This is a genomic window from Bacillus sp. 1NLA3E, assembly GCF_000242895.2.
In the GTDB taxonomy this organism is placed as follows: domain Bacteria; phylum Bacillota; class Bacilli; order Bacillales; family Cytobacillaceae; genus Bacillus_BU.
Genome location: NC_021171.1, coordinates 1,370,417 through 1,383,914, shown reverse-complemented (window position 1 = coordinate 1,383,914; position 13,498 = coordinate 1,370,417). Strand labels below are relative to the sequence as shown.

The following is a 13,498-nucleotide window of genomic DNA, read 5'->3' as shown; positions in this document are numbered from 1 at the left end:
GAATTACTCACCACTTTCCTTGTCATCATAGAATTCTACAATCACGAGGGTGATATTATCTTCGCCACCATATAGATTAGCAAGTTCGATGAGTTGGGATGCCTTTTGTTCTAACTGGCCATTCATGACTAATACGTCCACCATTTCTGTTTCTTTTACTTTATTCGATAATCCATCAGAGCATAATAGTAAAAGATCGCCTTCTTCAAAGGTAATCGTTTTAATATCCATCTCAACTTCAGCTTCTGTTCCCAATGCTCGTAATAGGACATTTTTCCGTGGATGATGTTCTGCATCTTCTTTAGAAATTTGACCAGAGCGAACGAGCTCATTCACTAAAGAATGATCTTCAGTGATTTGCTTAAAACCAATATCATTTGACATATAACAACGACTATCACCAATATTGGCGATTGTCGTAAACCTATTCGTACAAATCGCGGCAACAATCGTTGTCCCCATTCCCTCACATTCATTATGGGACTGTGAGTGCTGGAATACCATCTGGTTCACTTTAGTAATATGATCCTTCAGCCAACTTTCGGCATCTTCGGCAGTTAAAATTTCGTTTGTTTCTTTCCAAAAATCCTTTAAACTATTTAGTGCCATTTCACTTGCCACATCACCGGCACGATGGCCACCCATGCCATCTGCAACAATGGCAAGGCGTTGACCAACGAAATTCACAAAAATCCCACCATTATCTTCATTATGTTGGCGGATTTTCCCTTTATCTGTCATAAAAACTGCCTTCATTCTTTCACCTCGTCTCCTCTTTTCGCTCCTTTGCACGAAGTTGCCCACATGCTGCATCGATATCAGAACCGTGCTCCCGGCGAATCGTAACATTTATCCCATTTTTCTTTAATGTTTTTTCAAATTCAAAAATTTGACTTCTTGGTGTCCGAACATAATCTCGTTCAGGAACATAATTGACGGGGATTAGATTAACGTGACATTTGATCCCTTTAATCAATTTCGCTAATTCCTCGGCATGTTCAACCGTATCGTTCACTCCGCCAAATAAACCATATTCAAAGCTGATTCTTCGCCCCGTCTTTTCAATATAATAGCGCACTGCATCCATTAAATCTGGTAACTTATAAGCACGGTTAATTGGCATTAGACGGCTTCTTAGCTCCGTGTTCGGTGCATGAAGGGAGATAGCAAAATTTATTTGCATGTTTTCATCAGCAAATTGATAAATTTTTGGAACGATTCCACTGGTTGAAACCGTAATATGACGTGCACCAATATTTAGGCCTTGTTCATGATTCATAATTTTTAAAAAAGAAAGCAAGTTATCATAGTTGTCAAATGGTTCCCCAATTCCCATAATGACGATGGAATCAACCCTTTCTTCTGATTCATCAAGAGCCTGTTGCACTTTGACTACTTGTGCAACAATTTCCCCTGCTTCTAAATTACGTTTTAAGCCACCAAGTGTGGAAGCACAAAAGGTACAACCAATTCGACAGCCAACCTGCGTGGTCACACAGACAGAATTACCATAATCATGGCGCATTAACACTGTCTCAATTGAATATCCGTCCTTTATTTCAAATAAGAACTTGATGGTCCCATCAGCAGATGTTTGTTGAATAATGGTTTTTAATGTCGTTAGAACAAAATATTCGTCAAGCTTATCTCGTAATCCTTTGGAAAGGTTTGACATTTCCTCAAAAGATGAGGCTCTTTTTTTGTATAGCCAATCATAGATCTGTTCAGCACGAAATGCTTTTTCTCCGTGTTGCTCTAACCAGTCCTTTAATTCTCCAAGCTGAAATGAATATATTGATGGTTTTTCTTCACTAGTAGTATGATTCTCAGTTGAAATTTCATTTTGCAATTCCTTACACCTTCTTTCTTAAACAAGCTATATAAAATCCATCTGAACCGAAGTCCTGAGGTAAAATTTGTAGAGAAAAATCGTTTATCAGTGACCCAACCGGTGCAGGCATCCGTTCTACCATCGTAGTATCACCATAAAACTCCGGATGTTTTTGCAAAAAGTTTTCGACAACGGTTGAGTTTTCTTCTTTATCTATCGTACATGTACTATACACTAAAATTCCACCTTTTTTTAACAAAGGGGCTACTGAAGAAAACAGGTCTGTTTGGATCACTTGCAGTTTATTAAGGTCTTCAACCTTTTTTGTGTATTTCATGTCTGGTTTTCGGCGCATAACCCCAAGCCCTGAACATGGTGCATCTAAGAGAATTTTATCGAAGGATTCTGGAGCAAAATACTCTTGGACCTTTCGACTGTCAAGGGCTTTTGTCTCAATATTATTGAGTCCTAACCGCTTAGCAGATTCTGAAATTAATTTTACTTTATGTTCATGGAGATCTAGAGAGACGACTGCCCCGGTATGATCTAAACGTTCAGCAATATGGGTTGATTTGCCACCTGGGGCTGCACAAGCATCAAGAACCCGGTCATTCAGGCTGATTCCTAAAGCATAGGCAACTAGCATCGAACTCTCGTCTTGAATCGTGAATAATCCATCCTTAAAGGCCTTTGAGGTTGCGAGATTTCCTCTTAATGCTTTTATCGCTTCAGGAATAACCGGACTCGCTTCAACGTTATAGCCTTCTTCCTGAAGTAGCGCAAGACATGCATCTCTGCTGATTTTGGTGATATTCACACGTGCCGTTTGTACGGGTGCGGTTAAATTAAGCTCACACATTTCCTTTGTTTTATCAAAACCTAGTTGTGTGACCCAGCGCTTTACTAACCAAAGCGGATGGCTAGTCTCAATACTTAAGCGTTCAACTGGATCAACAATATCGGACAAGTTCCTAAGGCCACTCCGCTGAATGTTTCTTAATACACCGTTTACTAATCCAGAAATCCCTTTATGTCCGCGTTTTTTAGCAATTTCTACCGCTTCGTAAATCGCTGCCCGATCAGGGATTTTATCTAAATAGACCATTTGATATAGCGTGACTCTAAGGAGGTTCATAACCCAACCTTGGATTTTTTTGCTGTCTTTTAAAAACGGCTCCAAATAATAGTCCAACGTCATTTTACGTTGCAGGGTTCCATAGGTCAGTTCGGTCAAAAGACCAACATCAATTCGATCAACCTGATTTTTTTCAATCGTTTTATTCAGTAAAAGGTTGCTGTATGCCTGATTCTTATCAATGGTTTCTAATAATTCAAGCGTGGCTTCCCTAACATTTTTTTTATTTTCAGTCATGTTGGTCCCCTATCACATCACCGACGCTGATGGATCCAGCGCCTAGTAAAAATTGTTCCGCTAACATTCGTTTTTTACCTGAAGGCTGCAACTCTGTTATTTTTATGGCCGTTTGATTACCAGTGGCAACAATAATGCCATCTTTTTGGATCTCGATAACTGTCCCTGGTGCCTCTTGTTTTGTTACTTGGAACTTTACAGCTTGCCAAACCTTTAAAGGTAAGCTATTCCAAATAGTATAAGCAACCGGCCACGGATTCAATCCCCTGATATGGTTGAAGATTTCCTCACCCGATTTTGACCAGTCAATTTTCTCCTGTTCACGCTTAATGTTCGGAGCAAATGTGGCTTTTTCTTCATCCTGAGGAATCGGTGTAATCTCCCCGCTCAAAAGTTTAGGCAAAGTTTCTAATAAAAGCTTAGATCCAGCGTCGCTTAATTTTTCAAACAGCGTACCCACATTATCTTCCTCGGTGATCTGAACCTCTGCCTGAGTCAGAATATCGCCAGCATCTAATTTTTCCGCCATATACATAATGGTAATACCGGTTTTTTTCTTACCTTGCAAAATAGAATAATGAATCGGAGCCCCACCGCGTAATTCCGGTAATAGTGAGGCGTGGACATTGATACACCCATACTTTGGTGCTTCTAATAATTCATTCGGTAAAATTTGCCCAAATGCTGCCGTAACCACCAAATCAGGCTTTAACGCGAGGATCGGTTCAAGCTCCTCCATTCGCCGAATCTTTTCTGGTTGAAAAACAGGGATTCCTTGATTTATTGCTTCCACTTTGACAGGTGGCGGGGTCATCACTTTTTTACGGCCAACAGGTTTATCAGGTTGAGTAACGACGGCAATAACATCATATCCACCCTCAACAAGTGACCTCAATACAGGCACTGAAAAGTCTGGCGTACCCATAAATACTATTTTCGTCATTCCTTTTCTCCTCCACCTAACTCTTTTTCATCCATGTACCTTGTCACCTTCGAAGTGAACAATATCCCATTTAAATGATCAATTTCATGTTGAATGGCTCTTGCTAAAAACCCTTCAGCTTCAAGGACAAAAGCTTTTCCTTTGCGATTTTGTGCCGCAACTTTGATAAAATTGGGACGGGTCACTTCTCCGTACAGGCCTGGAAAGCTTAAACAGCCTTCAGGACCGGTCTGCTCTCCAGATGCTTCCACAACTTCTGGATTTATTAGCTCGACGGTTCCCAGCTCATCATCAATATCAACAATGGCAATTCGTTGTTTTAAACCTATTTGTGGTGCAGCCAATCCGACACCATCAAACTCGATCATCGTATCATACATATCATTTAATATTTTTATTAGCCTTCTATCAAATTTTGTTACTTTATCACAGTTTTTCTCCAATATATCTGCTGGGTAAATGACTACTTTTCGTACCGCCATACCTTTCCTCCAATTGTTTCTCTTATTATTGTCTAGCTCAAGCCCCTTGCTCTTTTCCTATTCATTCTCAACAAAAATAAAACCGTTCATAACCTCACATTAAAATATAAGGATTCATATCAATGGCTATTTGCAAGCCGCTTTTTGAACTTTCCTTCATTAGTTGATTACTTATATATTTTAATGCATTACCTAACTCTGGTTCCCGCTTGTATTTTACCAAACATTGATAGCGATATCTATCTTTGATCCGTGGAATAGGAGAGGCAACAGGCCCCAATATGACTGCGTCATTCTTCAATTTTGATCGTAAATATCTGGTGATTTTTTCGGTAATCGATACGACCTTCATTAATTCCTCATGGCTCACCGTCACTAGCGCTAAATAATAAAATGGTGGGTAACGATGGATTTTTCGCATCATCATTTCTTTTGCATAAAAACGATCAAAATCCTGATCACCAGCAAGTTCGATACTATAATGCTCAGGCGTATAGGTCTGGATGACAACCTCACCTGGTAATTGATGGCGCCCCGCCCGTCCGCTTACCTGCGTTAATAATTGAAACGTCTTTTCCGACGATCTGAAATCAGGTAAATGGAGCATCGTGTCTGCTGACAATACCCCTACTAGGGTAATATTGGGGAAATCGAGACCCTTTGCAATCATTTGCGTTCCCAGTAAAATATCTGCTTTTCCCTGATGAAACTCAGTTAACAGTTTTTCATGGGATCCTTTACGGCTTGTCGTATCGACATCCATCCTGATTACCTTTGCTTCTGGCAACAGCTTTCCAAGCTCTTCCTCAACCTTTTGCGTTCCTGTCCCAAAATAGCGAATATGGTCGCTCTGACATTCTGGGCAAATATTAGGTACCCCGGATTCGAAGCCGCAGTAATGACACTTCATGTTGTTCTGAACTTGGTGGTATGTTAACGATATATCGCAGTGTGGACAAAGGATGACATATCCGCAATCTCGACACATCACAAACGAGGAGTGACCGCGCTTATTTAAAAATAGCACTGTTTGTTGCTTTTTCTGGATACGATCTTGTAACTTTTCAAATAAATCCCGTGAAAACATCGAACGATTACCTTCACGTAATTCCTCCCGCATATCGACAATGTTAACGGTGGGAAGGCCTTGGTCATTCATCCGTTTCGATAAGGTCAACTGCTGGTAAACTCCTTTTTGGGCCCGGGCAAATGTTTCAAGCGAAGGGGTGGCACTTCCGAGGATCACTGGGCATTGATAGAGGATCCCACGATGGATGGCTACATCCCTAGCGTGGTAGCGGGGATTCTCCTCCTGCTTATAACTCGTCTCATGCTCCTCATCAATAATAATAATCCCTAAATTTTCAAACGGAGCATAAATCGCCGAACGAGCTCCGACAACCACCTTGACTTCTTTACGTTGGATTTTCCGCCATTCATCATACTTTTCACCTATCGACAAACCACTATGTAAAACAGCCACCAAATCCCCAAATCTCCCTTTAAAACGATGCACCATTTGTGGTGTCAGCGCTATCTCCGGAACAAGGACAATTGCCTCCTTGCCTTTTTCAATCACTTGTTGAATCGATTGAAGATAGATTTCCGTTTTTCCACTTCCGGTTACTCCATATAAAAGAAAGACGTCATGGCGATCATTTTTTATCGATGATAGAACAGGGGTAATGGCTTGTACCTGTTGATCTGTTAATGGCAAAGGCTCTGTTTTGGGAAACTCTCTTTCCGCATAAGGATCGCGATAAACTTCCTTTTCTTGCTGAATAAGAATCCCTTTTTCGACCAAACCTTTTATTGTTCCAGCGTTTACTCCTAGATTAGTTTGGAGCTGTCGCAACTCGATTGGTTCTGGATGATCGATGAAATAAGCTAGGACCTCCTGTTGCTTACGAGCTCTAGTAAGTCCATCCTTTTCTCGGAGCAATTGTTCTTTTGGTAGGCCTGGGAAAACATGCATTAAGCGCTTCTTTTTCATCCGTTCCTTCACTTCATATAAGACTTCAACTGTCCCTTTGGCCAATTCCTTTTTAACTGTTGAAATGACACCAGCTTTTAGTGCGTCTTTCCAAGCTAGTACTTGGCTATTTACTAAGAATGGTTGTAGATCAAAAGCCAAATCCTCTACCCTAGTTCCTGGGGTTAGCATAATATTTTTTTCATATTGAGCTTTCAAAGCCGCGGGAATCATCGCTTGATAAGCAGCGATTTTCGTACATAACACTTCTTCCGTTAACCAATCACCAATATTTAGCATTTCACCATTAAGGACGGGTGTTAAATCCATTGGTTCAATGATTTCTCTTAATTTTTCAAATGAGGAGGAGTCTTTAAGCTCTCTCACAAATCCTTGTATATTGCGGCTACCAAACGGAACAATAACCCGCATTCCTGGCTCAATCATCCCCATCCACTGTTCTGGAATAAGATAATCAAAGCTTTTATCAGTTTGTTTTGCTGGTACATCCACGATCACACTGGCAATGTTCATTTTTTAACATCCTGTAATAGGAGCGAAATTTGTTCTACTATATTCTGGGCGACCTTCTGCTTTGTCATCTTCGGTAATTCGAGACTTGTCCCATCTTTTTTAAAAATCGTTACGATATTCGTTTCCGAACCAAAACCGGCACCCTCTGCTTTAACATTGTTGGCCACAATCATATCAGCGTTCTTTTTTCGCAATTTTCCAATTGCATATTCTTCAACATGTTCTGTTTCCGCAGCAAATCCGATTAAGATTTGGTGAGTCTTTTTCTGTCCAAGTTCAAATAATATGTCCTTCGTTCTTTCTAACTCAAGCACTGTTTCACCAGGTTTTTTCTTCATTTTATTATCATAAGTAATCTTAGGTCGATAATCCGCTACTGCAGCTGTTTTTATGACGACAGCAGCATTTTCAAACTGTTCCATTACTGCCTGATACATGTCTTCCGCACTTTCAACACGAACAAGCGTCACCCCATTTGGAGCCTGAAGGTTAACTGGTCCGGAGATTAACACCACATTAGCGCCTTCTTTAGCCGCTTCCTCAGCAATTGCATAACCCATTTTTCCAGTTGAATGATTGGTAATAAATCGAACAGGGTCAATTTTTTCCCTTGTTGGTCCAGCCGTTACAACGATCCTTCGACCTGCTAGCTTTGGATTCTTATTATTAAAGAACTCAGCCATGATTTCGATGATTTTTTCTGGTTCTTCGAGTCTGCCTTTACCGATATATCCGCAAGCTAAATAGCCTTCACTCGGTTCAATAAAACGATAGCCATACTGGTCTAAAATCGAGATGTTTTTTTTCACAGCAGGGTGGTCATACATATGAACATTCATGGCAGGGGCAATCCAAACTGGTGCACATGTAGCAAGCAAAGTGGTCGTAATCATATTGTCGGCGATGCCATTTGCCAATTTTCCGATTGTATTTGCCGTTGCTGGTGCCAACAGTACAAGATCAGCCCAATCTGCCAAATTGATATGAGCAATCACCTTGGAATTTTTCTCATCAAATGTATCCGTATAGACATCATTTTTCGATAATGCCTGAAAGGTCAATGGTGTTACAAACTTTGCTGCCGCATCACTGAGGATTACTTTTACCGTTGCCCCAGTTTGAGTCAGCTTGCTTGTTAGCGCTGCTGCTTTATAGACAGCAATCCCCCCTGTGACACAAAGTAATATCTTTTTCCCGTTCAACATAAATGTCCACCCACCTATATAATTTCTTTCTTCTATTATGCAAGAATACTAATTAATTTTCATCTTTAATATGAACTACCGATAAAATAAAATAACAACCTGAGAAGGTTGTTATTTTATTTAGCACTATTTAGAAAGGGAATCGTCTTGATCTGGTGCCTTCGTAAAATGAAGTTTACCTGCGTAAATTTCCTCTAATGATTTACCCACATTTTTATGTGATACATATTTAGCCAGCTTCAAAGTACCATTTTCTTGAAGATTTCTAGCCCGTTTTGCCGCAACTGATACTAATGAGTATTTTGAATCGATAATCGTTAATAATGAGTCAATAGATGGATATAACATGTTTAATCAACCTCCAGCATTTTTTTATAGCGATGTTCCAAGCGTTGTCTTCGGCAGTGCTCCGCGATGACAATCGCCTTTATTTTGTCGCAGGCATGGTCCACTTGATCATTTTCTACTACATAATCATAAAGGGACATCAATTCAATTTCTTCCTTTGCCACACTCATGCGATTGTTTATGATATCCTCTGTTTCAGTTCCCCTTGTCGTGATCCGATTTTTTAATTCAGATAGACTCGGCGGGGCTAGGAAAATAAAAAGACCTTCCGGGAACTTTTCACGGACCTGTTGAGCTCCTTGAACCTCAATTTCAAGGAAAACATCTTTTCCTTTTTCCAATGTTTCTTTCACATAATCAACAGGTGTTCCATAATAATTACCAACAAATTCAGCATATTCTAATAGCTTGCCTTTGCTGATTAGCTCTTCAAATTCTTCTCTCGTTTTAAAGAAATAATCAACACCATCAATTTCTCCTTCACGTGGTGTCCTAGTTGTCATAGAAATCGAATATTCAAAAGCCGTATCATGATGTGAAAATATCGCTTTTCGAACGGTCCCTTTTCCCACTCCGGACGGTCCGGAAAGTACGATTAATAAGCCTTTATCCTGCATCCTGCGAATCCTACCCTTCTTCTATAATATCCTCACGGTCATTCAATCTATGTGCAACTGTCTCAGGTTGAACAGCTGATAATATCACATGGTCACTGTCCATGATCAAAACAGCACGTGTCCGTCTCCCATACGTTGCATCAATCAAAGATCCTCTTTCACGAGCATCCTGGATAATACGTTTAATCGGTGCAGATTCAGGACTTACAATAGAAATAATTCGGTTTGCCGACACAATGTTACCAAAACCAATATTGATTAACTTTATTCCCATGACGATCCCCCAATTATTAATATACTATTTTCCCCGTTCCTGCTCTCCTTAAACCTTCTACTCAATATTCTGCACTTGTTCTTTTATTTTTTCGAGCAAGCTTTTCATTTCAACAACTTCGCTTGCGATCGCTGAGTCGTTCGCTTTTGAACCGATTGTATTAACTTCTCGGTTCATTTCTTGGACAAGGAAATCTAACTTTCTGCCAACTGGTTCAGTTAGCAATAATATTTTGTTAAACTGCCCAATATGACTTTCTAATCTTGTCAATTCCTCATTAATATCTGCTTTGTCGGCAAACAGAGCCACTTCGGTTAATATTCTCGTTTCATCGACTTGTCCCGATAAAAACTCTAACATCCGCTTTGTTAATCTATCTTTAAACTGGGATACAACTAATGGCCCAAGTTCTTTTAGTTTGTTCCCTCGATTGTGAAGCAGTGCTAAATTTTGCGAAATATCTTGTTCAAGCGCTAAGCCTTCTGTCAGTCTCATTTGTTTCAGTTGGATGCCCGCATCTTCTATTGCTTCAAGGACAAGCCCTTCAAGCTCAATGTTTTCTCCATCCTCATCTTCAATGCTGAGAAGTTCTTCTCGCGCAATTAGTTCATGAAGGGAGATTTGTTCGGTAAAATTATATTTTTGTTTTATGGATAATATGTGTTGGTAATATTCATCAAGAAGATTCCAGTCAATATGTACCTTACGATTTACTACAGCTTCACCAGACAATGTCACATATACTTCTACTCTACCTCTAAGAATGTGTTCATTTAGCTTCTTTTTCAATTTATCTTCTATTTTTAAAAGCTGTCTTGGCATCCGAATATAAAATTCACAAAAACGATGATTTACCGTCTTCACCTCTACGGTGACGGAAAGACGATTGGATTCTTTCTTGCTACGTCCAAAACCGGTCATGCTTACGACCATGAATACACATCCAATCTTTGAAGATAATCAAAAGCAGTATAAAGAAAAGCGGAAGCGCCTTGCTCAGCCCCGACAAGCATAAGACAAGCCCTGCAGGAAATCCTGATTTCCGGAAGGGATTGGCTTATGACCTCGAGGGGCTAGGCGCTGTAGCTAGACAATAAAGAAAAGGTAATAGAGGCCTTCTCTATTACCTTTTGGATTATATCATATTTTATTTTGTTTTTCTTGCGAAAAATGAACCTGCTAGTAAAAAAGTTGGAATTGAAGATAATGCAGTAATCAAAATCCAATCTCTTGGAACGATGGGAATGGTATGAAAAATAGGTTGTAAACCTGGATAGTATATTACAATCAACATCAAAATTAAAGATGAAATGACCGCAAAAACTAAATACTTGTTCCCTAATGGATTCCTAGAAAACACAGAGCGTTCACTTCGACAATCAAAAACATGGATAAGCTGTGCCATAACTAATGTGGCAAAAGCAACAGTCTGTGCGTATGCAAGATTATCTGGTTGCCGATAAGTGACGATAAAGGATAGTAACGTAACGATTCCTATAAGGAAACCTCTTGAAATAACCTTCCAGCCCAGTCCTCTTGCAAATACTCCTTCCCTAGGACTACGCGGCTTTCTCTTCATTACATTTTCCTCAGGCTGATCCAAACCCAGTGCCATTGCTGGCAGACCATCTGTAACAAGATTTACCCATAAAATTTGGATTGGTACAAGAGGCAATGGCAAACCCATTAACATCGCAAACAACATCACTAGAATTTCACCAACATTAGAAGCCAACAAATACCTTATGAACTTACGGATATTTTCATATATATTTCTGCCTTCTTTTATGGCAGCTTTTATGGACGCAAAATTATCATCAAGTAGAACTAAGGCGGAAGCTTCCTTCGCTACGTCCGTTCCTGTAATCCCCATCGCTATCCCAATATCGGCTGCTTTGATTGCTGGAGCATCATTAACACCGTCCCCGGTCATCGCGACGATATGCCCTCTATTTTGTAGTGCTTGGACGATTTTTAATTTATGTTCCGGAGAGACCCTAGCAAAAACCGATACATCTTCAACAACATCTTCTAATTCATCGACTGTCATTTCAGCCAATGCTTTTCCATCAATGACTCTACCTTTTCCTGAGATAATTCCTAATTGCTTTGCAATCGCTTTAGCTGTATTGACGTGATCACCCGTAATCATTACCGTTTTGATTCCTGCTTCGCGACACTCCTTAACAGCTTGCTTTACTTCTGGACGCGGTGGATCAATCATTCCTTGCAGGCCAATAAAGATTAAGTCCCGTTCTGCCTCCGTTTCGTGTAATATGACTGTATTTTCCGGAATGGGCTTAAACCCAATGGCGATTGTTCTAAGTGCCATTGAAGAAAGATCGTTTATCGAGTTTTGTACCGTTAGTTTTACTTCATTTGTTAAATACTGAGTTTTGTGATCCCATAGAATCGATTCACATAATCCAAGTAAAACATCTGGGGCTCCCTTCGTTACAATAAACTTTTTCCCCTGCTGATCTTGCACAATAACACTCATCATTTTCCGAGCTGAATCGAACGGAAATTCATTGATAATTACAAATTGGTTTAGCAATGAGCTACTCTCATATCCTGCTTTCATAGCAGATACGAGTAAGGCTCCTTCAGTTGGATCTCCGTCGATGATGTATTCATCATTTTTTATTGAAATTCCGGCGTGATTACAAAGCATCCCAAACATTAATAACTGTTGCAGAGCCTTATCCTGTTGTGGACTGCAAACTCGTTCCTGCTGATAAAATTTCCCCTTTGGCTCATACCCGACTCCATCAACTGTCCACACCTGTCCCCCACTCCATAAATGGGTAACGGTCATTTTATTTTGCGTCATTGTACCTGTTTTATCTGAACAAATAACTGAAGCGCAGCCTAATGTTTCTACTGCTGGTAGTTTTCGGACAATGGCATTTTTTTTGATCATTCGCTGTACCCCTAAGGATAACGCGACTGTAACAATAGCCGGTAATCCTTCTGGAATGGCTGCAACCGCGAGAGATACCCCTGCAAGGAACATCGTATATAGGTCATGTCCATTCCAGACACCGACAACTACGACCAGGACAGTTAATAAAAGGGCAGCGATGATTAATATTTTTCCAAGCTGTTCTAAACGACGCTGTAATGGAGTATCCAAAGTGACTGCCGACTGCAGTAGGTCGGCAATTTGCCCCATTGCTGTTTTCATCCCGATGCCACATACGATACCGACACCACTTCCACGAGTGACCATCGTTCCCATGAAGGCCATGTTTTCTAAATCACCAATTCCAACCGAATCAGCGGTGAGTGGATCAGTGCTTTTTTGAACAGGCAAGGATTCCCCAGTTAAAGCTGATTCTTCAATTTCGAGACTCTTTGTTTCTATCAGTCTCACATCTGCACCAATTCGATCTCCACTGACGAACTTTAAGACATCGCCGGGAACTACCTCTCTTGATGGAAGCTTGACCCATTTCCCATCCCTTAACACCGTTACCTGTGGTGCGGAAAGTTCCTTCAATGCCTGCATCGACTTTTCAGCTCTACTTTCTTGATAAAAGCCCAGAAATCCATTGACTATCACAATAGCAATGATGGCAATTGCATCGATGTATTCACCCAACATTCCCGATATTAATGTGGCTGCTAGAAGAACAAGTACCATAAAGTCTTTAAATTGACTTAAGAATAGGAGGATGGCAGATTGCTTTTCCCCTTCTTCGAGTTCGTTATATCCGTACTGTTTTCTCCGTTTATTCACATCATCTTCGGATAATCCTAATGAAAGGTCGGTATTTAATGCTTCTTCAACTTCATTTCTACTCATTTCATGGAACTTCATCCGGCTATCTCACTTCCTCCTTCATTTTTAGCACAAGCCATCTTCCTGGAAAAGCGGAAGGTGCCCTCTTATCGGCGACAACCACAAGACAAGCCGG

12 protein-coding genes are annotated in these 13,498 nt (G+C 40.3%); all 12 read right to left on the bottom strand.

Translation table 11 applies throughout. From position 1 onward, the window contains the following. Positions 1-3: 3 nt before the first annotated feature. The 12 genes from B1NLA3E_RS06755 to B1NLA3E_RS06700 all read right to left on the bottom strand — a co-directional run bounded on the left by B1NLA3E_RS06755 (position 4) and on the right by B1NLA3E_RS06700 (position 13,401). Positions 4-756 carry a Stp1/IreP family PP2C-type Ser/Thr phosphatase gene (locus B1NLA3E_RS06755; RefSeq protein ID WP_015593092.1) on the bottom strand — a complete coding sequence of 251 codons (753 nt, stop codon included), beginning with the start codon at positions 754-756 and terminating at the stop codon, positions 4-6. Between the two features lie 4 nt (positions 757-760). Then, positions 761-1,849, bottom strand: a complete 1,089-nt coding sequence (gene rlmN / locus B1NLA3E_RS06750; protein ID WP_015593091.1) for a 23S rRNA (adenine(2503)-C(2))-methyltransferase RlmN — start codon at positions 1,847-1,849, stop codon at positions 761-763. A gap of 4 nt (positions 1,850-1,853) precedes the next feature. After that, positions 1,854-3,203, bottom strand: coding sequence for a 16S rRNA (cytosine(967)-C(5))-methyltransferase RsmB (rsmB, locus tag B1NLA3E_RS06745; RefSeq protein ID WP_015593090.1), 1,350 nt, complete (start codon positions 3,201-3,203; stop codon positions 1,854-1,856). Next, on the bottom strand, positions 3,196-4,146 hold the full coding sequence (fmt, locus tag B1NLA3E_RS06740) for a methionyl-tRNA formyltransferase (RefSeq protein ID WP_015593089.1): 951 nt from the start codon (positions 4,144-4,146) through the stop codon (positions 3,196-3,198). Before fmt ends, rsmB begins: the two co-directional genes overlap by 8 nt. Continuing rightward, on the bottom strand, positions 4,143-4,628 hold the full coding sequence (gene def / locus B1NLA3E_RS06735) for a peptide deformylase (RefSeq protein WP_015593088.1): 486 nt from the start codon (positions 4,626-4,628) through the stop codon (positions 4,143-4,145). The genes fmt and def overlap by 4 nt, the downstream gene beginning before the upstream one ends. Positions 4,629-4,722: 94 nt before the next feature. Continuing rightward, the gene (priA, locus tag B1NLA3E_RS06730; protein ID WP_015593087.1) at positions 4,723-7,134 is read right to left on the bottom strand and encodes a primosomal protein N'; all 2,412 of its coding nucleotides are present in this window, start codon (positions 7,132-7,134) and stop codon (positions 4,723-4,725) included. After that, on the bottom strand, positions 7,131-8,339 hold the full coding sequence (gene coaBC / locus B1NLA3E_RS06725; RefSeq protein WP_015593086.1) for a bifunctional phosphopantothenoylcysteine decarboxylase/phosphopantothenate--cysteine ligase CoaBC: 1,209 nt from the start codon (positions 8,337-8,339) through the stop codon (positions 7,131-7,133). The genes priA and coaBC overlap by 4 nt, the downstream gene beginning before the upstream one ends. 126 nt (positions 8,340-8,465) lie before the next feature. After that, on the bottom strand, positions 8,466-8,687 hold the full coding sequence (gene rpoZ / locus B1NLA3E_RS06720) for a DNA-directed RNA polymerase subunit omega (RefSeq protein ID WP_015593085.1): 222 nt from the start codon (positions 8,685-8,687) through the stop codon (positions 8,466-8,468). Between the two features lie 2 nt (positions 8,688-8,689). After that, on the bottom strand, positions 8,690-9,304 hold the full coding sequence (gmk, locus tag B1NLA3E_RS06715) for a guanylate kinase (protein WP_015593084.1): 615 nt from the start codon (positions 9,302-9,304) through the stop codon (positions 8,690-8,692). Between the two features lie 10 nt (positions 9,305-9,314). After that, positions 9,315-9,578, bottom strand: a complete 264-nt coding sequence (gene remA / locus B1NLA3E_RS06710; protein WP_015593083.1) for an extracellular matrix/biofilm regulator RemA — start codon at positions 9,576-9,578, stop codon at positions 9,315-9,317. Between the two features lie 57 nt (positions 9,579-9,635). Then, complete coding sequence (locus B1NLA3E_RS06705) at positions 9,636-10,511, bottom strand: YicC/YloC family endoribonuclease (protein ID WP_015593082.1); 876 nt, start codon at positions 10,509-10,511, stop codon at positions 9,636-9,638. 214 nt (positions 10,512-10,725) lie between these two features. Beyond that, positions 10,726-13,401, bottom strand: a complete 2,676-nt coding sequence (locus B1NLA3E_RS06700) for a cation-translocating P-type ATPase (protein ID WP_015593081.1) — start codon at positions 13,399-13,401, stop codon at positions 10,726-10,728. Positions 13,402-13,498: the final 97 nt, after the last annotated feature.

Excerpts from the sequence above, each read along its gene's own strand:
- B1NLA3E_RS06755 (WP_015593092.1), bottom strand. The coding sequence starts at position 756 with ATGAAGGCAGTTTTTATGACAGATAAAGGGAAAATCCGCCAACATAAT.
- rsmB (WP_015593090.1), bottom strand. The coding sequence starts at position 3,203 with ATGACTGAAAATAAAAAAAATGTTAGGGAAGCCACGCTTGAATTATTA.
- fmt (WP_015593089.1), bottom strand. The coding sequence starts at position 4,146 with ATGACGAAAATAGTATTTATGGGTACGCCAGACTTTTCAGTGCCTGTA.
- def (WP_015593088.1), bottom strand. The coding sequence starts at position 4,628 with ATGGCGGTACGAAAAGTAGTCATTTACCCAGCAGATATATTGGAGAAA.
- priA (WP_015593087.1), bottom strand. The coding sequence starts at position 7,134 with ATGAACATTGCCAGTGTGATCGTGGATGTACCAGCAAAACAAACTGAT.
- coaBC (WP_015593086.1), bottom strand. The coding sequence starts at position 8,339 with ATGTTGAACGGGAAAAAGATATTACTTTGTGTCACAGGGGGGATTGCT.
- rpoZ (WP_015593085.1), bottom strand. The coding sequence starts at position 8,687 with ATGTTATATCCATCTATTGACTCATTATTAACGATTATCGATTCAAAA.
- gmk (WP_015593084.1), bottom strand. The coding sequence starts at position 9,304 with ATGCAGGATAAAGGCTTATTAATCGTACTTTCCGGACCGTCCGGAGTG.
- remA (WP_015593083.1), bottom strand. The coding sequence starts at position 9,578 with ATGGGAATAAAGTTAATCAATATTGGTTTTGGTAACATTGTGTCGGCA.
- B1NLA3E_RS06705 (WP_015593082.1), bottom strand. The coding sequence starts at position 10,511 with ATGGTCGTAAGCATGACCGGTTTTGGACGTAGCAAGAAAGAATCCAAT.
- B1NLA3E_RS06700 (WP_015593081.1), bottom strand. The coding sequence starts at position 13,401 with ATGAAGTTCCATGAAATGAGTAGAAATGAAGTTGAAGAAGCATTAAAT.